The organism is Pseudochrobactrum lubricantis, assembly GCF_041929865.1.
In the GTDB taxonomy this organism is placed as follows: Bacteria; Pseudomonadota; Alphaproteobacteria; order Rhizobiales; family Rhizobiaceae; genus Pseudochrobactrum; species Pseudochrobactrum saccharolyticum.
On the sequence record NZ_JBHEEE010000008.1, the window covers coordinates 1 to 20,820 of the forward strand.

Here is a 20,820-nt window from a genome sequence, read left to right on the forward strand (position 1 = left end):
ACATAACCGGAAAGACGCAGGCAGGTTTCTGTGCCTGGAATGTAGAAGTAGCCAGCGCCGTAAGCGTCGCAAACGCGCACATATTCTACTGCTTCTGGTTCTGGTGCAACGATGGCGTCGGCAGCCTGAGCGCCGGTTGCTGCAACGAGTGCTGCAGCGGAGCCGAGAAGAAGGCTCTTAATGGTCATTGTGTATTCTCCCGCGTAAGCGATTGATTGTTGAGACTTTCCAATTTTGAGATTCGGAAACATCTTGCGCTGCGGTTGATATGGAAGGTGGGAAGAGTTGGAAATATGAAAAATTACTGAAATATCACATAAAAATGACCCTGTATCTTTTTGGTCACAATTTAGTGAATGGTAAAATTGTTGTGAGATTAGCGTGGAAAAATACCTGATCGAATGAGACCTTTTTAAAGAGGTGTCTTACCTTAAAATTAGTGTCATGAATATGGAGTGTTGTAAAATTACTAATAAAATCAATTGCTTACATTGATGTTGCTCGAGATGATTATCGTTGGTTTTTATGATATTTGTGACGTGTTTATTACAGCGCTATTTTCAATGACTGGCAGCACTTTTCTTTACTCACAATAAGTTGAAAGCAGTGTTTTTCATCACGTGTCAGCTTTCTTGAATTTTTCCGGAATATCGCTGTCTGTAAAATAATTAGCGGACAGGCATGTCGCATTTTGACTTGAAATGCTCATTGAATATTCATGATTCTTGTAGTCGGCTGCTTTCGCTAAGTGCAAATTATGTGCTGGTGCGCATGTATTCGTGCTTTATTTGTAAATGGAAATTCGTTGCAGACCTTGCAGCAGTTTGGCTCTGAAAACGCGAATATTGACCTGTATTTGGCCTGCAGTTATCATCAGGCGGTCAAAAACAGGTTAGGTTCGGGAAGGTTGGCCCGGCTCCCGCTTTGCGGGTCCTTCTGTCACAAAAGCTGACGGCCCATGACTATTGAAGTGTCCGTATGGTGCGGACGCTAAATAGGAAGGGTATGGATATGAAACCACGTATTTCTGTTCTCACACTCGGTGTGGCCAATCTCGAACATTCTTTTTCATTTTATCATGATGGGCTGGAATTGCCGTCTGAAGGCATTTTCGGGTGTGAATTCGAACATGGTGCTGTGGCTTTTTTTGATCTCTCCGCTGGCCTGAAACTCGCTGTTTTCGCGCAGGATGATCTGGCCAATGACTGCGGATTACCGAAGCATCCGGTCAGTTCTACCGCTGTCAGTATCGGGCATAATGTTCTGCTGCGGGAAGAGGTCGATGACGTAATGCTCAAAGCTGAGCGTGCAGGTGCAAAAATCGTTAAGGCACCTCAGGAGACTTTCTGGGGTGGTTATGCAGGCTATTTTACTGATCCCGACGGGCATTTATGGGAAATAGTCTGGAACCCGAAGATGCTGCCAGCGGATTGATATCTGCCAGCAATAAGTCTTCGCAAAATATAGCCTGATTATAGCATCAAATATGGCGGCCATTCGGAGTCTTGAATGCGGGCTGTATTGCACGTGACCGTCAGTTCAGGCTTTTGTTGAGAAAAAGCAAAGTCCTGCCGCATATATGGCTGCGGCAGGACTGTTATTTAAATCTTATTCGTCGTCTTTATCCGGCTGAACCAGATAAATCAGAACCAGAATGATGGTCACGAAGAAGCGGAATGCGTCAGGTACGCCATTCCACTGTTTGGACATCCACATTCCGAACCATTCACCGCCCACCGACATAAAGGCGACCTGCCATGTCAGAAAGCCGAGGGTGAGACCTGCAACTGCAAGGTTTTTGCTTTTATTGAAAACTTTGGCAGGTTCATTGCGTGCTGCAAGCAGTTTGAAACCTGCAACCCAGCAGATAATGGCCGTCAGTGTTTCGAGGGTTATAATGCCAATATAACCTACGTGATGAAGCCATTCAGATTCAATGGCTCTGTACTTGATTGTTGCATCAGGAAAGATTGTATCCATGAGGAATACGTGATGCACAAATGCAAAATTTGAGCCGTAATCTGTGATGTTGCCAAATGCTACCAAGGATGCAAATAGGGCAATTGCCATCACCATAAAGATTTTTGATAGACGTATGATCATATTGTAACTTTCTTTATTTATCGGGCGCGTAAGCACTCGGATATAATAAGCGCTTATCTGCGGGAGTGCTTAGGTTGGTTTTATAATTAAAACAATAATTTTAAGCTGATATATTTTTTATAAACAAAATACTCGCATTCAGATGCGGGATTTTCTGCGAGGATATGCCGGTATTATATTCTTTTTTGGTTCTTAATGATTGTCAAAAGTAACTCAGACGAACTGATATCTTGAAAACTTCTTGTTGATGAATTTACTGCACAACTATTGTTTAAATCATGGAAGATCGCAGATGAATATTCGAACTCGCCTGATAGCTGCAGTCGTCGTGGCACTCATCGTCGGTTTCGGTTTTATGGCCTATGATAAATATACGGATGCAGAGTGGGTTGTTTCACCGCAGACAATTGAACGGGCGCGCAATGATGGCCAAACGGGCGTAGAAACGCGTCCCGGTACTGTAGCCGTTCGTGCTATACGCAGCGAAATCGCTGATCTGTTGCCTTATAAATGGGCTGCCTATGGTTTTGCAGCAGGGCTTTTGGTGCTGTTTTCTACCCGTCAGCGCAAAAAGGCCTGATATCAGCTCAGATCAAGCCTCACGCTGCGGGGCTTATCTATATAGCTGTATTTCAAGAAAGCGGGCTCCTTAGAGGATAAGGAGCCCGTTATATTTTAGCCTTTTATAGCAGACAGTAAGTCATCATATGCCTTACATGCCTGAGAATCATCAGCGCCATTGTATTTTGTGGCAAGTTCCTGAACTTTTGCCGACAATTCCTGCACTTTAGTCGGGTCTTTCATGATCGACTCTTGTAAGGCAGCATTCAGTTCCTGCGCTTTCTTGGCAATTATTTCCGGTGTGCATGCTGGCTCCTTCGAGCAGCCAGCTATTGTTGTTGCAGCAACAATAAGAGCAATACCTAAAATGCTTTTCATCGGTGTATCTCTCTGATCTGTGAATGAGATTTATTAACTGCCTGATCCTGATAAAGAGCAGGTGTCTCTTTCAGTATAAATTCTGCTCGGGAATCGGCAGTAATACCGGTTCAGGCCAAAGATTATCTTGGAAACTGATGCATTCTAAATCACTACTTGCGATATTCTGATGCAATATGTGTATTGTCTTTAAATGCGGGTGTGATTTTAAAATAACTGTTTAAGTGAGTGTGCGAATTATCATGGCGCCAAAGATAAAGCACAGCAATCCTGTCAGAACATAGGTGACGGAGAAGGCGAAGAGCCAGCATTCGTTCAGGTTATAACGAAGCATATCCGCTTCTGTAACTGCTCTTGTTGCCAGATATTTCTTATATTTTGTTGATGCAAAAGCGATCAGCAATAAGAAACCGAAAATCAAAAAATAGGCTACGATCTGTAAGAACGGAAAGAAATTCCGGTGAATGCCCGGAACGCTCATTGTTGTGCGAAACAGGGCTTTCTGATGGGATAAGGGCGCAAAGATCAGCAATAATGAAATGATTGCGAACAGATACAGAGCGATGCGAAGCAGATGAATGCTTGCCGGATTTTTTACATCAGGAACCGGCGGAACCGCTGTGCCCCAAGGCGGAATTTTTGAGTTTGGATTATTCTGCACATACCAAAAATACCGGTGCATGCCGCGTTGCATAAGCGGCATTGTCAGCAGAACTGTGATGCCGACGGTGACGTAATTCATCACATCTTCTAAGGTAATCGTCGAATCCGGATAATATTTATTGATGAAAATCAATGTGCCAATCACGGCAAACATAACCACTGCCGTCATGGGCATGGTAATGAACATGACTTTCAGAATTTCAATAACGGTTCTGCCTGGTGTTTTGGGTGCAAATGATGACATTGAGAGCCGTTATTCATTGATTTTATAGTGCGGGACTTCTGTTCCCGTATTCTGAAGTGCTGAAATTAAAGCACAGACCGTTCGCTGTGAAGTGCAGGGCAGACAGATATCTGTGCGGGTGTATCTCATTTTCAGGAGGCGACAGCAAAGATAAAAGCGGCCGTCTTTGCAGAGGCCGCTTTCAGGTCGTGCATACCGGCCAGTTCTGGCCGGCACTATGTTGCGCTGTTATTTGCAGCGTGCGGTATAAATCTGGCCACGGCTGTTACGGTATTCACAATAACCGTTACGCAGATTGCGAACCAGAAGACCACCGAGAGCGCCTGCACCTGCGCCAATCAATGCGCCTCTGCCGCCGCCGGCAATGCCGCCGATGACTGCGCCTGCCGCTGTACCAACGCTGAGATCTTTTTCTGTCGTTGTGCAGCCGGAAAGTGCAACAATGGCGGCCACAGCAATTATAAACATACGCATGGTAAGACCCTTATTGTTTGAGACCCTGACCTGTAACTATCAAAAACTTCCGGTTTTGTGGTTTCTGTTCTGCCAGTACCGGTTTCGCATGCGCGGTGCCATAAACCAGGCGATAAATGGTGTAATCAGAAAACTGCAGCCAATAACCAGAGGAATAAGATATTTGGCGTTTTGCGCCAGATCAGGGATTGTGAGAACGATGATCATCCCAATTCCGAAAAGAACTGCGTTAATCATCAGGCTGAGTAAAACGGCAATCTGAAAACGAGTGGACATTTCATTGCCTCCCTTATGCTCTGTCATATCAACGTCACCACAAAGAAATGGTTCCGCTGACATGGTTCTCAGGGCAAGATCTGAGGAGCAATGTCAGGATAAATCAAGCATTTCAGGCAAGCGGAAATTTAGCAAGTGATTGCTGATATGCTCTCACATTCTTGAAGCATATTCTGCAGATGCGATATTTATGTTTCACCTGCAGAATACAGGGACTTACCGTTGTATCCGGGTTGCAACATACCACCCGATAACCGGTGTGATGAGCAGAGCCGCACCGACAACCGCCAGCATCGGATAAACAGGTTTTTGTGCCAGAGAAGGCACTGTCAGAACGACAATGAATCCTGAGCCGACCAGAACAATAAATGCGATTGAGCCGATCATTGATGCCAGATGGAAATTAGTCGACATTTGTCCCTCCGAGAGTGGTTCTCAATATGAACCAGAAGCTCTGTGCCTTTGTCTCTGGCCGGTTTCGTGAAAAGCTGCAGGCAGATGTGAGCTGCATTCGCAGGCTGTTCTCTGCACAAGCGGCAATTTCCGAAGCGGTCAGTTCTTTCAAAGATTGCAGGGAGGTTTTATCGCGCAAGTGATAGTGGTGCATTGATTAGGATCAAGCAGAGCAGGTTCAGGAGCGGAGATTTTCAATGCGGGCGATCAATCCGGCGATTTCCTTCGGGTCTTTTATTCCGCTTTCATAAATACGAATGACTGTGCGCGCTAACTGATCTTTATTCTCGTCCGTTGTCGGGCAATAACCGAGAATCTCGCAGACCTCATTATAGGCGGTCTGAAGCGTCTTTATTTGTTCAGGTTTGTAAATTCCAAGATAATCAGTCTTTTGAAAAGGCATGATATCTCTCCTGTTTCTATAATTTGGTACTAAAATAAAAAGAAAATCAATGACTAAAAATTTCACTTTTTGATGAGCGGGACGGGTTTTTGCTCGGCAAAAAAGAAAGCCCGGCATTGAGCCGGGCTTTTGGTTTTATGGCTTCGGATGTTCACCCTGACCATGTCTGCCATGGTGTCCGTCTTTGCCATGGCGCTTACCGGCTTTTAACTCGCTCCGGTCCAGTTTGCCGTCTTTGTTTTTATCCAGTTCGGCAAAGCGTTCTGCGCGTTTTTTCTCAACGGCTTCAAGCGAGATTTTTCCGTCGCCATTCACATCAAGGCGGCGCTCCATGCGGTCTGCCGAGCGTTTCACCATCATTTTGAGAGCATGGGCTTCAATTTCTTCGCGGGAGAGGATGCCGTCCTTGTCGGTGTCGGCCGCTTTTAACTCATCCATGCGGGAGAATTTTGCGAGATCAATCGGCTCACGCTCAGGCTTTTTGGAGGTCTGTTCAACAGTTTTTTCAGTATTCGTTTTCGATGCATCCTGTGCAAGAACAGGTGATGCGAGTACAGATGAAGCAACGAGTGCAAGAATTAAAGTTTTTGTATTCATGGTAATTATAACTCCGTCACAAATTAACTTGAGCCTTTAATTGGCATAGGAGTAATATCTAGCTGTAAATGTGTACTGAATATGAACAAGCCAATTACAAATTTGTAATGTTCTGCAGTATGAATTTCAGGCTGTCATGTTTTCAATCCGGCCTGTAATTTGCCATGACCAGATAATGCCCGATAATAAATGAATGTTGGTACTGATGCGTATTTTGAATAAAACGTCTGAACTACTTTATCTCATTGCATTTCTTGGCAGTTTTTTAGCGATGCAGCTTTATGGAATGGCCAATGTGATGGCGGCAGAGCAGGGTGATCCGGTGACTTCAGTTTTTGATATGCGTGCAAACGGGATTGATTACCGGATTTTTGTTGCTGCGCCAAAAACTGCGGAAAATGACAAGCACATGCCGGTCATCTATATGATTGACGGCAATTCGACCTTTCCGATGGCCGTGGATGTGGTGAAAAAAAGGCCGCAATTGCGCGCACTGATTGTCGGTATCGGTTATCCGACACAATCGCGCGAAGATATTGTGCGCTCCAGATATTATGATCTGACACCGGAAACACCTGCGGAGCTGATCCCTGCGCGCGGAAATGATGCTGATCTGCCGCGCACCGGAGGCAATGCCGCATTCCTGAATTTCATTGAACAGCAAGTGAAACCGGAAATAGAGCGGCGCTTTGCCGTTGATAAAAACAATCAGACCCTGTTCGGCCACTCACTCGGGGGCTTATTCACGCTGTATGCGCTTTTCAGTGAAAGAGGAAGCTTTCAGACTTATAGCGCCGCTGATCCGTCTATCTGGTGGAATAACCGCTCAATTCTGAAAGAGAAGGATCGTTTCATTGAGCAGGCAACAGAGACGGGTAAGCCGGTCAAAGTGCTGATTGAAACGGCAGGCAAGTCAGTGATGCGTGAGGGCGTTGACAAGGATCGTGCTGCGCAGCTGAAGGCATTGCGTGGCGGACCGAATGGCAGGGATATTTATCAGGAGCTGGTTGCGTTGCCTGGCGTTTCAGCAAGCTTCCATCAGTTCGCCGGTGAAAGTCACGGATCAATGCTTCCTTATGCCGTTGAAGATATGCTGCGTTTTGTACTGGAAGATGTGAAGCCGGTTCAGCCGCCGGAGTAAGCGGCGGCTGAAAGTCTCTGATATTTTAATGGGACGGATGCAATGCATCATTCAGATACATGCAAGTGAGCATGGTGAAGACATAGGCCTGAATCACTGCCATCAGAAATTCGAGAGCGGTGATACCAACCGTCATTGCCAGCGGCAGAATGGCGGTGATAACGCCCAATGTGCCAAGGCCTGTCAGCGAGACAACAAATCCTGCGAAAACTTTCAGCGTAATATGACCTGCTAGCATAACGGCGAAGAGACGAACCGAATGGCTGACCGGTCTTGAGAGAAAAGACATAATCTCAATCGGCACAATGATCGGTGCCAGAATAAGCGGCACGCCTGACGGCATGAAAAGGCGGAAAAATTTGGTTCCGTTGCGCACAAAGCCATAGATTGTCACGGTCAGGAAAACGGTCATGGCAAGGCCGAATGTTACAATAATATGCGCTGTTACAGTGAAGGCATAAGGGAACATTCCGAGCAGATTGGCCGTGAGAATGAACATGAAGAGGGAAAAAACCAGCGGAAAGAAACGTCTGCCTTCTTCACCGGTATTATCCCGCAATGTCGTGGACACAAATTCATATAAAATTTCGGACGAGGATTGCCAGCGGTCAGGGATAAGGGTTCTGCCGCGTGCCGATAAAAACAAATAGGCACCGGCGCCGATTGTGGCAATCAGCATGAACAGGGCTGAATTGGTAAATGCGATCTGAAAGCCGCCGACTTCACCAAATTCTGCCAGTGGTTTGATTTGAAATTGTTCAATTGGTCCGGCCATATGATGTACTCCCTGGCAGGCGGGGTCGTCCCCGTGGGTTACACCGGCGCAGGTCGTCCTGCGCTATGTACTTGCAGCAGAGTAGAGCGATTCGGACAGGGCACGCTATCAATTGTAGAAAATAATTGGCCGGTCAAAAAAAGAGCATTTTCAATGGTTGAGATTGAAAATGCTCCTGAGGACTGTGTTTTCAGTCGCTATGCGAGATATCAGGCCTGCTGGCTGAGTGCCTGTTCAATCTCGTCTTTCAATGCAAGACGACGCTTGCGCAGAGCTGTTTCATTGTCCTGACTGGTCGGTTCAATCTTTGTCTCTGCGCGGTGAATCTGATCATTCACGTCGTCATATTCCTCAAGCACTTTGGCAAAGCGCGGATCAGCGGCTTTCAGGGCATGAATTTCATCCAGTTTGCCCGGAAATTCTTCGCCAAGTGTATGCGGTGTGTTGGACATGCTGTTTCCTTCCTTGATTTATTTTGTTGAAGGATTCTTCGCATGAGTCTGCGCTCTTTACATTGATCAGGATCAATCAGAACTTGACTGACCAGCGTTCAATATCATTGCTCTGACCGATCAGTGCGAGGCCGGTGGCAATGGAGTCGAACTGGTTGCTGCTGGAAACATCCGCATGTTCAAATTGTTGCGAGAACAGGGTTTTAATTGCCGGCACAAAGGATGTGCCGCCCGTGAGGAAGATGCGGTCAATATCTTTATCTTGCAAACCGGCATTCCGTACTGCGCTGTCAACGGAGGCGGAGATCGCCTGCATATCTTCGGCAATCCATTTTTCAAAATCCGAACGCTGAATTTGGGCTTCGATTTTAAAGTTCTCGGCTTTGAATTGCAGATCGGATGTCTGGGATGAGGACAGGCCTGCTTTGACATCAGACACGACGCGGTAAAGCTCGAAGCCGTAATCGCCTTCAATCATTTCAATGAAGTGGTTGAGGGCTTGCGGATGTTCTGCCTGCGATGCAAGCTCATGAAGCTCCCGAAGTGTGGACGGGGAATTCATCAGAAACAGGGTATTCCAGCGGGCAAAATTCGCAAAATAATGGTTCGGAACCTGCAGTACTTTGCCAAAAGACTTGTAATTGCTCTTCTTGCCGAGTTTCGGAGAGACCACATTATCAATGATGCGGTAGTCAAATGTATCACCGGCAATGCCCAGACCAACCTGACTGAGTGGTGTTGAAGTCAAACCACTTGCGCCGACCTCAAAATTTACGATCGAAAAGTCGCTTGTTCCGCCGCCAAAGTCGGCAACCAGCACCGTCGATGTATCTGTCAGCTTCTGCGCATAGAAATATGCCGCGGCAACCGGCTCATAAACATAATGAATATCCGTGAAGCCGAAGGCGCGCAGTGCTTTTTCATAGCGCGCCATTGCCAGAGCTTCATCAGGATTATGGCCTGCAAAAGTAACCGGACGGCCAACAATGACTTTGTTGCCGCGGGAGGGTAGTCTGTCTCCGAGGCGTTCAGCCAGTGTTTCCAGAAAAGTCTGTAACAGATCTTCGAACTTAAAGCGCTTGCCGTAGACCGGCGTATCGGTGAAGGATTTGCTCGCGGCGAAGGATTTGAAGGATTGCAGAAAACGGCAATTATGCGGATCAGCAATGAAGCGATCCATCGCCCACGGGCCGCTCTCGACATTGCGATGGCCTTTATTGCCATCCTGCCAGAAGCACAGCACGGAACGATAGGCTGAAACGATAGCATCATCTTTCGGGAAGCTCATAACTTCGGCAATGCCATTACCGTCTGCCACGGCAATAACAGTGTTGGTTGTGCCGAAATCGAGGCCGAGGGTTATCTTCTCCGAGGGTGAGTGATTTCCCGCAGTCATTGTTCAAATCCTTGCATCTGTGCCCGAGAGATATTGGGGAGGCATCTTTGAGAAAGCCGCCTTTATAGCCGTTTGGAACGCAGGGTCAATTGAACAGAGAGCAGGATTTCACAGCATAATTCCTTAAACTTGAATCGGTTTAAGGTGAAATTATGCTGCAAATATAAAGTATTAGAGCGACCTTTGTGCGCCAAATAGGGCGCACGGCGCTCTGAAGAGACTTATTTCACGCCTTGTATACTGAGCCAGTTTTGCATGCGGCGGATGGCCAGATCCGGCCTGTTGAGCACATTGGCCTGATCTGCCAGCCGGAAAATATCGGTGTAATGCAACAGGCCGCGTGCCGATTGCATACCAGCAGGCATGGTGAAATGATTTTGATGGCCGTTGAGCCATGCCAGAAATACAACGCCTGCCTTGTAATATTGTGTCGGTGCCTCAAAAATTTTACGTGATAAGGGCACGGTCGGCTCGATCACCGAACGGAATGTTGCATTGTCACCGGCTGCAAGCGCACTCAGCGCATAGGAGGCGGAAGGAGCGACAGCATCGAAAATGCCGAGCAGGGCATGACTGTAGCGATTGTCGTCTCCCTCAATGAGTTCTGCATAATTAAAATCATCGCCGGTGAAGCACAGTACATTCTCAGGCAGGCGATTGCGCAGTGCAATCTCGCAGGCACTGTCGAGCAATGAGATTTTAATGCCTTCAACACGGGAACGGTTATCATTGATAATCGCCAGAACATTTGTGAGTGCATCTTCAAAGGGACTGTCTGCCTGACCCGTCCAGTAACCGCCAAGTTGCGGATCAAACATTTCACCCAGCCAGTGCAGGACAATTTTGTTCTGCGCCTGAGAGAGAATACGATTATAGACAAGCGCATAATCATCGGGGCTGCGGGCGATATATGCCAGAGCGCGGCTGGCCATCATAATGGAGCGGCCGCCATGTTTCTCCACAAATTCCAGCTGGGTTTCATAGGCTCTGATCACATCATCAAGAGATCTGGCGTCAGCTGGTGCCAGCTGGTCAGTCCCAATCCCGCAAGCGAGATCTGCACCTTTGACTGTACGGGCGGTTTCCAGTGAGCGGCGGATGAGTTGCTGTGCGCCGTTCCAGTCCAGCCCCATACCGCGTTGTGATGTATCCATGGCTTCGGCGATTTTGAAGCCGAGACTCCAGAGATGGTGACGAAACGCCATGGTTGCGTCCCAGTCTATGGCAGGGTGGTTCCACGGATCAGTTTCACGCAGCGGATCGGAGACGATATGGGCGGCAGCATAAGCGATGCGATTGAACTGCGGCACTGATTGCGGACGAGGCACGACAGTGCCTGTCAGATGATAGTCTGTGATAGTGCCGTCTGCATTCGGAAGCCGCAACATTGCCATGGTGCTGTAATCTCCGGAAAAGCGATAAAATTTAGATCGTTCCAATTTTTGAAAGAGTAATTCAATTTTTTACAGATGCAACAGGCAATTTGCATCGATTTTCCGGATTAATCTTCACTTGACAAATTTGGAACGATCTAATTTTATGAGGGGAGACAGGGAGAATGCCGTGAATAAAAAGCGTGTCACCGTTGTTGAAATTGCACAGGCTGCGGGCGTGTCCAAGTCGACCGTATCGCTTGTTTTGCAAAATTCTCCGCTGGTGAATGAGGCCACAAGAGCTAAAGTGACCGCTGTTATCCGCGAGCTTGGTTATGTCTATAATCGCGGCGCGGCCAATCTGCGCCAGTCCGGCTCCAATTCAAAAATTATCGGCCTTGTTGTCAATGATCTGACCAACAGCTTCTTCGCAGAGCTTGCGGTCGGGGTTGATATGGTGGTGCAGTCGGCAGGCTATGTGCAGTTTCTCTCGCATACGGGAGAAAGTCCGGATCGTCAGCGCGAAGTTATTACCTCTATGCGTGAGCACGGTATTTCCGGACTGATTGTGTCGCCTGCGCGCGGCACGCAAGCCATTGATCTGAAGCCGCTGATCGCCGGCGGAATTCCGGTAGTTGCGACTGTGCGCAATGTGGCTGGTGCCAAAGTTTCTTCTCTGATGTCGGATAATCACGGCGGGGCGATGGCTGCGGTTGAGCATCTGGTGGCGCTGGGGCATCGCCGCATCGCTTTTCTCGGCGGTTTTGCTGATACGGGCGTGTTTACTGAGCGCTATCAGGGTTATGCGGATGCTCTGCAACGGGCAGGCATTGTGCTTGAAGAGGCGTTGGTTATCGGTTCTGCGCCGTCCCGCGCCGGTGGTGTGGATGCCATAATGCGCGCAATGCAGCTTGCGGACAAACCGACAGCCGCGCTTTGTTTCAATGATGCGGTGGCATTCGGTGTGTGTGACGGGTTGCGGGCGCAGCGCTTGGAGCCGGGTGCTGATTTTGCCGTTATCGGTTTTGATGATGTGATTGAGGCCAAATCTGCGGTTCCGGCACTTACCACGGTCTCCGTCGATCCGCAGGGCATGGGGCAAAAGGCGGCACAGTTACTGCTCAAGCAAATCAATGCAGGGCAACCGGAAGCCGAGGCGATTGTCAGTTCCGTGCGCCTAGTCGTGCGGGAAAGCTGCGGTGCGACAAGGCAAGGGGAACAGCGGAGGATTACGGGATGACAGTGCGGTGGGGTCTTATCGGCGCAAGTACAATCGCCTCAGAATGGGTGATTGATGCAATCCGTGCAACGGGTGGTGAGGTTGTCAGCGTGATGAGCAGCAGTGCTGAGCGCGGCGCCGCCTATGCGGAAGAGAACAGAATTCCCCGATCTGTCACCACGCTTGATGCGCTGGTCAATGATACGGAAACCGATGCTGTCTATATCTCGACAACAAATGAGTTGCATCGCGATCAGGCTATCGCCGCGATAAAAGCAGGCAAACATGTGCTGTGTGAAAAACCGCTGGCACTTTCCCTTGAAGATGCCCGTGCCATGGTTGAGGCGGCCAGAGCGACGGGGGTGGTTTTTGCCACCAATCATCATTTGCGCAATGCTGCCAGTCATCGTGCCATGCGTGATGCCATTTCTGCAGGCAGGATCGGCAAACCACTTTCCGCACGGGTTTTTCATGCCGTTTATCTGCCGCCGCATTTGCAGGGCTGGCGACTTGATAGGCCGCAGGCCGGTGGCGGTGTTATCCTCGATATAACCGTGCATGATGCGGACACACTGCGCTTTGTGCTGAATGATGATCCGGTTGAGGCGGTGGCTTTCGGTCAGTCCGGCGGGATGGGAAAACAAGGGCTGGAAGATGCGGTGATGGGTGTCTTGCGTTTTAAATCCGGCGTGCTGGCTCAGTTTCATGATGGTTTCACCACGCAATTTGCCGAAACAGGTTTTGAAGTCCATGGCACAGAAGGCTCACTGATTGCCCGTAATGTGATGACGCAGAAGCCGGTTGGTTCTGTCATTTTGCGCAATGCGGAAGGTGAGCAGATTTTGCCGCTGGAGCAGCGCAATCTTTATGAAGCCGCGCTGGAGGCATTTCACAACGCGGTCAAGGGTAAAGGCGCAGTTTCTGCAAGTGGGACCGATGGTGTCTGGTCACTGGCAACCGCGCTTGCTGTGGCGCAATCCGTGAAAAGCGGCAGTGCCGTGCAAATCAGAACCGGTTTGGGAGAGTGATAATATGAGCAAGCATATTACTCCCGCACAGGCTGCGGCTCTGATCCCCGATCATGCAGTGGTTACCGTTTCCTCATCAAGCGGGCTTGGTTGCCCTGATCTGATGCTCAAAGCTATCGGTGAGCACTTTGAGGCAACAGGCCATCCGCGTAATCTCACGACGCTGCATCCGATTGCGGCTGGGGATATGAGCGGTATTAAAGGCATCGATCATATTGCCAAAAAAGGTCTGCTGGCGAAAATTATCGGCGGGTCTTATCCGTCCGGCCCGTCATCGGCAGAACCGCCGCTGATCTGGCAGATGATCGGTGCGAATGAAATTCCTGCCTATAATGTACCTTCCGGCATTCTGTTTGATATGCATCGTGAGGCTGCTGCCAAACGACCTGGTGTGATAACTAAAATCGGACTGGACACTTTTGTCGATCCTGACCGGCAAGGCTGCGCCATGAACGAGGCAGCACAGCGGGAGCCGGTTGTGCGCAAGATTGAATTTGCGGATGAAGAATGGCTCTATTTTCCCAATATCATACCGCAGGTTGCCATCGTTCGGGCAACAACGGCTGATGAACACGGCAATCTCACTTATGAGCATGAGGGAGCCACTCTCGGTGGGCTGGATCAGGCATTGGCCGCCCGTAACAATGGCGGCATTGTTATCGCGCAGGTGAAGCGCATTACCAAGCAGGGCTCGCTGAAACCGCATGATGTGCGTGTTCCGGGTATGTTGGTCGATTATATTATTGTGGATCCGGAGCAGAAACAGACAACGCAGACAGTTTATGATCCGGCGATTTCCGGTGAGATTTTCAGACCATTGGAGAGTTTCCGCGTGCCGGAATTCAATGTGCAGAAGGTCATTGCTCGCCGTGTTGCGCAGGAGCTTGAAGCGGGAAGCTGCGTTAATCTCGGTTTTGGTATTTCAGCTAATGTGCCGCGTATTCTGATGGAAGAGGGGCTGCACGGCTCTGTCACGTGGGTGATCGAGCAGGGCGCTGTCGGTGGTGTACCGCTATTGGATTTTGCATTCGGTTGCGCCTCCAATGCTGATGCCTATATGCCTTCGCCCTATCAGTTTACCTATTTTCAGGGCGGTGGTTTTGATGCCTCGCTGCTGTCTTTTCTTGAGATCGGGCGTGACGGCTCCGTCAATGTATCGCGGTTGTCTTTCCGCCCGCATGTGACAGCGGGCGCCGGTGGTTTTGTCGATATTACTGCGCGGGCAAAGAAGATTGTCTTTTCCGGCATGTTCAATGCAGGTGCAAAGCTCGGCATTGAGGGCGGCAGGCTGGTTATTGAAAAAGAAGGCAAGCTGAAGAAGCTGGTCAATGAGACGGAGCATGTCACATTTTCCGGCAGCCGTGCTGTCACGCAGGGACAGGATATTACCTATGTGACTGAACGCTGCGTGATGAAGCTGACACCACAGGGCATCATGCTCACGGAAATTGCACCGGGTGTGGATTTGCAGGCGCATATTCTGGAGCAGTCGGAATTTCCGCTCATCATTTCGCCGGAACTGAAACTGATGGATGCCGCTTTATTCAGGGATGAGATTCTTGGTCTGACTTTGCCGGAAAAACCGCAGCGTATCTTGCAAGAGCAGATCGAGGGGGCAGATCATGGCTGAGCCGCGTATCATAACCTCCTGTGACGGTGCCATTGCCACGATCACTGTCACACGGCCGGATAAGCTCAATGCATTTGATATTGAAATGCTGAAGGAATTATCCGCGGCCTGTGATGTGGTTGAGGCGGACAGTGCCGTGCGGGTTGTTATTCTCACCGGCGCGGGCAAGGCCTTTTCTGCCGGTGGTGATATCAAAGCATGGGGCGCGATGCAGGCCAATGAATTCGGCCATCAATGGGTGCGTTTCGGTCATCGGGTTTTTGAGCGGCTGGCAACATTGCGGATGCCGCTGATCGCCGCGATAAATGGTCATGCCCTTGGCGGCGGGCTGGAACTTGCCGGGGCTGCGGATATCCGCATTGCCGAAAAGCATGTTACAATCGGCCTGCCTGAAACATCACTCGGCATGGTTCCCGGCTGGTCCGGCACACAGCGTTTGGTGCAGCGTTTTGGTGCGCAGATTATCCGGCGTATGGTGCTGGGCGGCGAGATGTTCGGTGCTGAAGAAGCCTGCAAATTTGGGCTGGTGGATCAGGTTGTTGAAAGCGGCTCAGCTTTGGAGGCTGCCAAGACCTATGCAGCACGTATTGTGACGCGCGGACCTGCGGCGCTTGAAATATCCAAGCTGATGATCGGCGTTGCCAATGGCGAGGATAATGGCGCAGCGGTTGAAACACTTGGTTCCATGCTGGCCGCCAAAACCGGTGATCTCAGAGAAGGAGTTGCGGCTTTCAGCGGCAAACGTCCGGCAAATTTTAAAGGAGAATGGTAATGGCCGTTCTGATTGCGCCCAAGCCTCCGGCAGATATCGTTGTTCGTGATTTTAAAATGCTGATTGATGGCGAATGGGTGGCCGCAGCCTCCGGCAGGATGCTGGAACGCATTGCACCGGGGCACGGAGTGCTGGTGAGCCGTTATCCTGAAGGCAGTCATATTGACGCAGAACATGCGATTGCTGCTGCAAAACAGAGCTTCGATACAGGAATATGGAATAGCAAAACCGGTGCCGAACGCTCCAATATCCTGCTGAAAATCGCGGATATGATTGAGACGCGCGCAGAAGAACTGAGTTTCTGGGACGCTGTCGAGGCGGGAAAGCCGATCAGTCAGGTGCGGGGCGAGATTGCCGGTGCTGTTGATATCTGGCGCTATGCGGCGGCACTTGCCCGTGATTTGCATGGTGAGAGTTATAATACACTCGGTGACGGCACGCTGGGCGTTGTGTTGCGCGAGGCAATCGGCGTTGTGTCGATGATTACGCCGTGGAATTTCCCGTTTCTGATTATCAGCCAGAAGCTGCCTTTTGCTCTTGCTGCCGGATGTTCCTGTGTGGTCAAACCTTCGGAAATGACATCAGCTTCCACACTGATCTTGGGTGAAATTCTGACCGAAGCAGGTGTTCCTGCCGGTGTTGTGAATATTATCACCGGTACAGGTGCCGGTGCGGGTGCACTGCTGAGCACACATGCTGATGTGGATATGGTGTCTTTCACCGGTTCAACCGGTGTCGGCCGTCTGATTATGGCGAATGCAGCTCAGACACTGAAAAAAGTATCGCTGGAGCTTGGCGGTAAGAACCCGCAAATTGTCTTTCCTGATGCTGATCTGGATGCATTTATCGATGCTGCGGTGTTTGGCGCCTATTTCAATGCCGGTGAATGTTGCAATGCGGGTTCACGTCTGATTCTGCATAAAGATATTGCGGATGATGTGATCTCCCGCATTATTGATCTTACAAAAAAGGTGAGACTGGGTGATCCGCTTGATCCGCAAACGCAGGTCGGTGCAATTATCAGCGAGCAGCATCTGGAGAAAATCAAAACCTATATATCCGGTGCCAAAGCGGATGGTGCTGCACTGAGTGCCGGCGGCGGAACCGTGGAATTTGACAGCGGCCAATATATGGAGCTGACTTTGCTGTCGGGCGTTACGCCGGATATGGCCGTGGCGCGTGAGGAAGTGTTCGGTCCTGTCTTGTCTGTGCTGACATTTGAAACTGCGGAAGAGGCAATTCATATTGCAAATTCCATAGATTATGGCCTGTCTGCCAGTGTCTGGAGCCGTGATTTCGATACATGTCTGACTGTGGGGCGCAAAGTGCGATCCGGTACAATCTGGATGAACACTTTTATGGATGGCGCATCGGAATTGCCGTTTGGCGGCTATAAACAATCCGGACAGGGCAGAGAGCTTGGCCGTCATGCTGTTGAAGATTATACGGAAACAAAAACTCTGAATATGCATATCGGCTCACGAAAAACGCTTTGGGTGCGTGACGGGAGCGCGGCTGAAGAATAATATTTTAATCGATTTGAATTTTGCAGAACACTGCTTGACGAACGGAGAATTGTAACGTCCTATTTCGCCTGACGGTTGGTCGTAAAAGAATAGCCCGATCAATCTTGCGAGCCGAAAATTTATGCTGTTCGGGAGGACAGCACGTAATGACCAAGCGGGAGGATTCCGCTGCTGACAACTTGCAAACGGGAGGAATACGATGCGCAAGTTTATGACAACAACAGCAATGGCTTTAGGTTTTATGGCAGGTGCGGCTCAGGCTGCGGAGAATGTAGAGGTGCTGCACTGGTGGACAGCCGGCGGCGAAGCGGCAGCTCTGGATGTATTGAAGAAAGATCTCGAAGGTAAAGGCATCGGCTGGACGGATATGCCGGTTGCCGGTGGCGGCGGTACAGAAGCGATGACCGTTCTGCGTGCCCGTGTTACCGCGGGAAATCCGCCGACCGCCGTACAGATGCTCGGTTTTGATATTCGTGACTGGGCAAAAGAAGGCGCGCTCGGCAATCTGGATGAAGTTGCGGGTAAAGAAGGCTGGGAAAAGGTTATTCCTGCACCGTTGCAGGAATTTGCCAAATATGACGGTCACTGGATTGCCGCTCCGGTGAATGTTCACACCACCAACTGGATGTGGATCAACAAAGCAGCACTCGACAAGGCAGGCGGCAAAGAACCGGCCAATTGGGATGAGCTGATTGCACTGCTGGATAAGTTTAAAGAACAGGGCATTACCCCTGTGGCTCATGGCGGTCAGCCATGGCAGGACGGCACGATTTTTGATGCCGTGGTGCTGTCATTCGGCACGGATTTCTACAAAAAAGCCTTTATTGATCTCGATCCGGAAGCACTGGGCAGTGATACGATGAAACAGGCTTTCGATCGTATGACCAAGCTGCGTTCCTATGTGGACGATAATTTCTCCGGTCGTGACTGGAATCTGGCATCAGCGATGGTGATTGAGGGGAAGGCCGGTCTGCAATTTATGGGTGACTGGGCAAAGGGCGAATTTGTCAAAGCCGGTAAGAAACCGGGCGAGGATTTCGTCTGTATGCGTTATCCGGGGACACAGGGCGCTGTAACTTTCAACTCCGATATGTTTGCGATGTTCAAAGTTGCGGAAGACAAAGTTCCGGCACAGCTGCAAATGGCTTCCGCGATTGAAAGCCCGACATTCCAGTCCGCTTTCAATGTCGTTAAAGGTTCGGCACCGGCACGTACCGATGTACCGGATACCGCCTTTGATGCCTGCGGTAAAAAGGCAATCGCTGATGTGAAGGAAGCTAGTGAGAAGGGCACAATGCTCGGTTCCATGGCGCATGGCTATGCCAATCCTGCTGCTGTTAAAAATGCGATTTACGACGTTGTAACCCGCGAATTTAATGGTGAACTGACTTCGGAAGAAGCTGTGAAAGAGCTTGTGGCAGCCGTTGCCGCCGCTCAGTAAACTGATTGCAAAACCGGAGGCTGCCTTTGCGCAGCCTCTGTGATCCGGCACCGATTGTGACCGGTCATTTATTGACAGCATTTGAAATTGAATTTTTTTAAGCGCCTGTCCGGTTGTCTGGCCGGATATGTGCCAAGTGTGGTGATTGACCATGAATAGCCGCAGCTGGTTGCAGGAGCTGTTGCCAAAACTTGTCTTGGCTCCGAGCTTTTTTATTATCCTGATTTTTGTGTATGGCTTCATTGCCTATACGGGGCTTCTGTCGCTGACAGACAGTAAGATGCTGCCATCCTATAATTTCGTAGGATTGGAGAATTATTCCAAGCTCTGGGCGCTGCCGCATTGGTGGCGGGCAATTTCCAATCTGGCGATTTTTGCGTCGCTTTATATCATTATCTGCTCGGTAATCGGGCTGTTTCTGGCGATTATGCTGGATCAGAAGATACGCGGTGAAGGTTTTCTGCGCCCGATTTATCTTTATCCGATGGCGCTGTCTTTCATTGTAACCGGCACGGCATGGAAGTGGTTTCTCGATCCGGGTATCGGGCTTGAACATACGATGCAGGTCTGGGGCTGGGAGAGCTTTCACTTCAACTGGATTAAAGATCGTAATTACGCAATTTACTGTGTGGTGATTGCAGCTGTCTGGCAGTCTTCCGGTTTTATTATGGCGATGTTTCTGGCTGGTTTGCGCGGCGTGGATAATGAAATCATCAAGGCCGCGCAGATAGACGGCGCATCGACATTCACGACCTATCGCCGGATTATTATTCCGATGATGCGGCCGGTCTTTTTATCGGCTTTTGTGGTGCTCGCGCATCTGGCGATCAAGGCCTATGACCTTGTTGTTGCTTTGACCGGCGGCGGCCCCGGACAGGCAACCGAAGTGCCGGCAACCTTTATGTATTCCTATACATTTACCCGCAATCAGATGGGGATCGGTGCTTCATCGGCGATTATCATGCTGGCGATGATTTTCTCGATCATCATCCCGTATCTTTATGCGGAAATTCGCGGAGGGAAGCGCTGATGAGTGGTTCTGACAATCCGCAAAATGCCATTTCGCATAAAAGGCTGACGCGGGCGCTGATCTATACGCTGTTGCTGATCTTCGCTGTTTATTATCTGCTGCCGCTTTATGTGATGGTGGTCAATTCTTTCAAGCCGCTGGAGGAAATCCGGCAGGGTGGCATGCTCAATCTGCCGCAAAGCTGGACAATCGAGCCGTGGCTGTCTGCATGGTCTACAGCGCAGATCGGTGTGCAGCCAACCGGCGTGAAACCGTTCTTCATCAACTCCATTCTGATGGTGGTGCCTGCTGTTGCGATTTCTACCATAGTCGGTGCGCTCAACGGCTATGTGCTGACCAAATGGAGTTTTCGCGGTTCGAATATTTTCTTCGGATTGCTGCTTTTGTCCTGCTTCATTCCGTTTCAGATTGTGCTGATCCCGATGGCACGTATTCTCGGAATGCTGGGGCTCTCCGGTTCAATCTGGGGGCTTATCATGGTGCATGTCATCTATGGTCTTGGCTTCACAACTCTGTATTTCCGGAATTATTACGAGGCATTTCCGACAGAACTGGTGCGTGCCGCCCAGATCGACGGGGCAAGTTTCATGCAGATTTTCCGGCGCATTCTGCTGCCGTCTTCAGGGCCGATTATCGTAGTTTCGGTGATCTGGCAGTTCACGAATATCTGGAATGACTTTCTGTTCGGTGCGTCTTTTTCCGGCGCGTCATCCACGCCGATGACTGTGGCGCTGAATAATCTTGTCTCATCCTCAACAGGGGTGAAGGAATATAATGTTCATTTTGCAGCGGCGATCCTCGCGGCGCTGCCTACGCTGATCGTTTACATCGTTTCCGGCCGCTATTTTGTACGTGGTCTGATGTCCGGTGCTGTGAAGGGATAAT

24 protein-coding genes are annotated in these 20,820 nt (G+C 49.8%); 11 read left to right on the forward strand and 13 right to left on the reverse strand.

The genetic code is table 11. The features are described 5' to 3' along the window. Positions 1 to 188: porin (locus JNC80_RS15530; protein ID WP_376710815.1), on the reverse strand; the 188-nt coding region annotated here is incomplete at its 3' end. 823 nt (positions 189 to 1,011) lie between these two features. On the opposite strand from JNC80_RS15530, the gene JNC80_RS15535 reads away from it, so the two are divergent. Beyond that, complete coding sequence (locus JNC80_RS15535) at positions 1,012 to 1,434, forward strand: VOC family protein (RefSeq protein WP_376710816.1); 423 nt, start codon at positions 1,012 to 1,014, stop codon at positions 1,432 to 1,434. A gap of 174 nt (positions 1,435 to 1,608) precedes the next feature. Here the strand turns inward: JNC80_RS15535 and JNC80_RS15540 are convergent, their stop codons facing one another. After that, on the reverse strand, positions 1,609 to 2,103 hold the full coding sequence (locus JNC80_RS15540) for a DUF2165 family protein (RefSeq protein ID WP_022709405.1): 495 nt from the start codon (positions 2,101 to 2,103) through the stop codon (positions 1,609 to 1,611). A 292-nt stretch (positions 2,104 to 2,395) separates the two neighbouring features. On the opposite strand from JNC80_RS15540, the gene JNC80_RS15545 reads away from it, so the two are divergent. After that, positions 2,396 to 2,683, forward strand: coding sequence for a hypothetical protein (locus JNC80_RS15545; protein ID WP_376710817.1), 288 nt, complete (start codon positions 2,396 to 2,398; stop codon positions 2,681 to 2,683). A gap of 95 nt (positions 2,684 to 2,778) precedes the next feature. On the opposite strand, the gene JNC80_RS15550 is transcribed toward JNC80_RS15545, so the two are convergent. From JNC80_RS15550 to JNC80_RS15580, 7 genes are all read right to left on the reverse strand, one after another. Continuing rightward, the gene (locus JNC80_RS15550; RefSeq protein WP_022709407.1) at positions 2,779 to 3,042 is read right to left on the reverse strand and encodes a hypothetical protein; all 264 of its coding nucleotides are present in this window, start codon (positions 3,040 to 3,042) and stop codon (positions 2,779 to 2,781) included. Positions 3,043 to 3,262: 220 nt separating this feature from the next. After that, positions 3,263 to 3,949 carry a hypothetical protein gene (locus JNC80_RS15555; RefSeq protein ID WP_376710818.1) on the reverse strand — a complete coding sequence of 229 codons (687 nt, stop codon included), beginning with the start codon at positions 3,947 to 3,949 and terminating at the stop codon, positions 3,263 to 3,265. A gap of 228 nt (positions 3,950 to 4,177) precedes the next feature. Continuing rightward, positions 4,178 to 4,423: a YMGG-like glycine zipper-containing protein gene (locus JNC80_RS15560; protein WP_022709409.1), complete on the reverse strand. Its 246-nt coding sequence runs from the start codon at positions 4,421 to 4,423 to the stop codon at positions 4,178 to 4,180. Positions 4,424 to 4,462: 39 nt separating this feature from the next. Further along, positions 4,463 to 4,762 carry a hypothetical protein gene (locus tag JNC80_RS15565; RefSeq protein WP_245257277.1) on the reverse strand — a complete coding sequence of 100 codons (300 nt, stop codon included), beginning with the start codon at positions 4,760 to 4,762 and terminating at the stop codon, positions 4,463 to 4,465. Between the two features lie 153 nt (positions 4,763 to 4,915). Next, a complete protein-coding gene (locus JNC80_RS15570; protein WP_121993107.1) occupies positions 4,916 to 5,113 on the reverse strand; it encodes a hypothetical protein in 198 nt (65 codons plus the stop codon). Between the two features lie 217 nt (positions 5,114 to 5,330). Beyond that, positions 5,331 to 5,672, reverse strand: coding sequence for a hypothetical protein (locus JNC80_RS15575; protein ID WP_376710819.1), 342 nt, complete (start codon positions 5,670 to 5,672; stop codon positions 5,331 to 5,333). A gap of 18 nt (positions 5,673 to 5,690) precedes the next feature. Further along, complete coding sequence (locus tag JNC80_RS15580; protein ID WP_075654906.1) at positions 5,691 to 6,152, reverse strand: EF-hand domain-containing protein; 462 nt, start codon at positions 6,150 to 6,152, stop codon at positions 5,691 to 5,693. A gap of 214 nt (positions 6,153 to 6,366) precedes the next feature. Between JNC80_RS15580 and JNC80_RS15585 the strand changes: the two genes are divergently transcribed. Beyond that, positions 6,367 to 7,293: an alpha/beta hydrolase gene (locus tag JNC80_RS15585; RefSeq protein ID WP_376710820.1), complete on the forward strand. Its 927-nt coding sequence runs from the start codon at positions 6,367 to 6,369 to the stop codon at positions 7,291 to 7,293. Positions 7,294 to 7,318: 25 nt separating this feature from the next. Here JNC80_RS15585 and JNC80_RS15590 read toward each other — a convergent pair whose 3' ends face one another. The 4 genes from JNC80_RS15590 to JNC80_RS15605 form a co-directional block, all read right to left on the reverse strand. Continuing rightward, the gene (locus JNC80_RS15590; RefSeq protein WP_022709414.1) at positions 7,319 to 8,068 is read right to left on the reverse strand and encodes a F0F1 ATP synthase subunit A; all 750 of its coding nucleotides are present in this window, start codon (positions 8,066 to 8,068) and stop codon (positions 7,319 to 7,321) included. 209 nt (positions 8,069 to 8,277) lie between these two features. Further along, on the reverse strand, positions 8,278 to 8,520 hold the full coding sequence (locus JNC80_RS15595) for an HP1242/YdcH family protein (RefSeq protein WP_028233253.1): 243 nt from the start codon (positions 8,518 to 8,520) through the stop codon (positions 8,278 to 8,280). 76 nt (positions 8,521 to 8,596) lie between these two features. Then, positions 8,597 to 9,916 (reverse strand): Hsp70 family protein, encoded by a 1,320-nt coding sequence (locus tag JNC80_RS15600; RefSeq protein ID WP_376710821.1) that lies wholly within the window; start codon positions 9,914 to 9,916, stop codon positions 8,597 to 8,599. A gap of 221 nt (positions 9,917 to 10,137) precedes the next feature. Further along, complete coding sequence (locus JNC80_RS15605; protein ID WP_376710822.1) at positions 10,138 to 11,310, reverse strand: dihydrodipicolinate synthase family protein; 1,173 nt, start codon at positions 11,308 to 11,310, stop codon at positions 10,138 to 10,140. A 169-nt stretch (positions 11,311 to 11,479) separates the two neighbouring features. Between JNC80_RS15605 and JNC80_RS15610 the strand changes: the two genes are divergently transcribed. From JNC80_RS15610 to JNC80_RS15645, 8 genes are all read left to right on the forward strand, one after another. Beyond that, positions 11,480 to 12,529 (forward strand): LacI family DNA-binding transcriptional regulator, encoded by a 1,050-nt coding sequence (locus tag JNC80_RS15610; RefSeq protein ID WP_376710823.1) that lies wholly within the window; start codon positions 11,480 to 11,482, stop codon positions 12,527 to 12,529. Continuing rightward, a complete protein-coding gene (locus JNC80_RS15615; protein WP_376710824.1) occupies positions 12,526 to 13,536 on the forward strand; it encodes a Gfo/Idh/MocA family protein in 1,011 nt (336 codons plus the stop codon). The genes JNC80_RS15610 and JNC80_RS15615 overlap by 4 nt, the downstream gene beginning before the upstream one ends. Positions 13,537 to 13,540: 4 nt before the next feature. Beyond that, a complete protein-coding gene (locus JNC80_RS15620) occupies positions 13,541 to 15,166 on the forward strand; it encodes an acyl CoA:acetate/3-ketoacid CoA transferase (RefSeq protein WP_376710825.1) in 1,626 nt (541 codons plus the stop codon). Beyond that, on the forward strand, positions 15,159 to 15,938 hold the full coding sequence (locus JNC80_RS15625) for an enoyl-CoA hydratase/isomerase family protein (RefSeq protein WP_376710826.1): 780 nt from the start codon (positions 15,159 to 15,161) through the stop codon (positions 15,936 to 15,938). The genes JNC80_RS15620 and JNC80_RS15625 overlap by 8 nt, the downstream gene beginning before the upstream one ends. Next, the gene (locus JNC80_RS15630) at positions 15,938 to 17,464 is read left to right on the forward strand and encodes an aldehyde dehydrogenase family protein (protein WP_376710827.1); all 1,527 of its coding nucleotides are present in this window, start codon (positions 15,938 to 15,940) and stop codon (positions 17,462 to 17,464) included. Before JNC80_RS15625 ends, JNC80_RS15630 begins: the two co-directional genes overlap by 1 nt. Positions 17,465 to 17,663: 199 nt before the next feature. Beyond that, the gene (locus tag JNC80_RS15635; protein ID WP_075654915.1) at positions 17,664 to 18,905 is read left to right on the forward strand and encodes an ABC transporter substrate-binding protein; all 1,242 of its coding nucleotides are present in this window, start codon (positions 17,664 to 17,666) and stop codon (positions 18,903 to 18,905) included. 151 nt (positions 18,906 to 19,056) lie between these two features. Further along, positions 19,057 to 19,935 carry a carbohydrate ABC transporter permease gene (locus tag JNC80_RS15640; RefSeq protein WP_022709423.1) on the forward strand — a complete coding sequence of 293 codons (879 nt, stop codon included), beginning with the start codon at positions 19,057 to 19,059 and terminating at the stop codon, positions 19,933 to 19,935. Continuing rightward, positions 19,935 to 20,819, forward strand: coding sequence for a carbohydrate ABC transporter permease (locus JNC80_RS15645; protein ID WP_022709424.1), 885 nt, complete (start codon positions 19,935 to 19,937; stop codon positions 20,817 to 20,819). Before JNC80_RS15640 ends, JNC80_RS15645 begins: the two co-directional genes overlap by 1 nt. Position 20,820 lies beyond the last annotated feature (1 nt).

What these genes read in the sequence shown, in the direction of transcription:
- JNC80_RS15535 (WP_376710816.1), top strand. Translation starts at nt 1,012, where the DNA reads ATGAAACCACGTATTTCTGTTCTCACACTCGGTGTGGCCAATCTCGAA.
- JNC80_RS15540 (WP_022709405.1), bottom strand. Translation starts at nt 2,103, where the DNA reads ATGATCATACGTCTATCAAAAATCTTTATGGTGATGGCAATTGCCCTA.
- JNC80_RS15545 (WP_376710817.1), top strand. Translation starts at nt 2,396, where the DNA reads ATGAATATTCGAACTCGCCTGATAGCTGCAGTCGTCGTGGCACTCATC.
- JNC80_RS15550 (WP_022709407.1), bottom strand. Translation starts at nt 3,042, where the DNA reads ATGAAAAGCATTTTAGGTATTGCTCTTATTGTTGCTGCAACAACAATA.
- JNC80_RS15555 (WP_376710818.1), bottom strand. Translation starts at nt 3,949, where the DNA reads ATGTCATCATTTGCACCCAAAACACCAGGCAGAACCGTTATTGAAATT.
- JNC80_RS15560 (WP_022709409.1), bottom strand. Translation starts at nt 4,423, where the DNA reads ATGCGTATGTTTATAATTGCTGTGGCCGCCATTGTTGCACTTTCCGGC.
- JNC80_RS15565 (WP_245257277.1), bottom strand. Translation starts at nt 4,762, where the DNA reads ATGTCAGCGGAACCATTTCTTTGTGGTGACGTTGATATGACAGAGCAT.
- JNC80_RS15570 (WP_121993107.1), bottom strand. Translation starts at nt 5,113, where the DNA reads ATGTCGACTAATTTCCATCTGGCATCAATGATCGGCTCAATCGCATTT.
- JNC80_RS15575 (WP_376710819.1), bottom strand. Translation starts at nt 5,672, where the DNA reads ATGCCGGGCTTTCTTTTTTGCCGAGCAAAAACCCGTCCCGCTCATCAA.
- JNC80_RS15580 (WP_075654906.1), bottom strand. Translation starts at nt 6,152, where the DNA reads ATGAATACAAAAACTTTAATTCTTGCACTCGTTGCTTCATCTGTACTC.
- JNC80_RS15590 (WP_022709414.1), bottom strand. Translation starts at nt 8,068, where the DNA reads ATGGCCGGACCAATTGAACAATTTCAAATCAAACCACTGGCAGAATTT.
- JNC80_RS15595 (WP_028233253.1), bottom strand. Translation starts at nt 8,520, where the DNA reads ATGTCCAACACACCGCATACACTTGGCGAAGAATTTCCGGGCAAACTG.
- JNC80_RS15600 (WP_376710821.1), bottom strand. Translation starts at nt 9,916, where the DNA reads ATGACTGCGGGAAATCACTCACCCTCGGAGAAGATAACCCTCGGCCTC.
- JNC80_RS15605 (WP_376710822.1), bottom strand. Translation starts at nt 11,310, where the DNA reads ATGGCAATGTTGCGGCTTCCGAATGCAGACGGCACTATCACAGACTAT.
- JNC80_RS15615 (WP_376710824.1), top strand. Translation starts at nt 12,526, where the DNA reads ATGACAGTGCGGTGGGGTCTTATCGGCGCAAGTACAATCGCCTCAGAA.
- JNC80_RS15620 (WP_376710825.1), top strand. Translation starts at nt 13,541, where the DNA reads ATGAGCAAGCATATTACTCCCGCACAGGCTGCGGCTCTGATCCCCGAT.
- JNC80_RS15625 (WP_376710826.1), top strand. Translation starts at nt 15,159, where the DNA reads ATGGCTGAGCCGCGTATCATAACCTCCTGTGACGGTGCCATTGCCACG.
- JNC80_RS15630 (WP_376710827.1), top strand. Translation starts at nt 15,938, where the DNA reads ATGGCCGTTCTGATTGCGCCCAAGCCTCCGGCAGATATCGTTGTTCGT.
- JNC80_RS15635 (WP_075654915.1), top strand. Translation starts at nt 17,664, where the DNA reads ATGCGCAAGTTTATGACAACAACAGCAATGGCTTTAGGTTTTATGGCA.
- JNC80_RS15640 (WP_022709423.1), top strand. Translation starts at nt 19,057, where the DNA reads ATGAATAGCCGCAGCTGGTTGCAGGAGCTGTTGCCAAAACTTGTCTTG.
- JNC80_RS15645 (WP_022709424.1), top strand. Translation starts at nt 19,935, where the DNA reads ATGAGTGGTTCTGACAATCCGCAAAATGCCATTTCGCATAAAAGGCTG.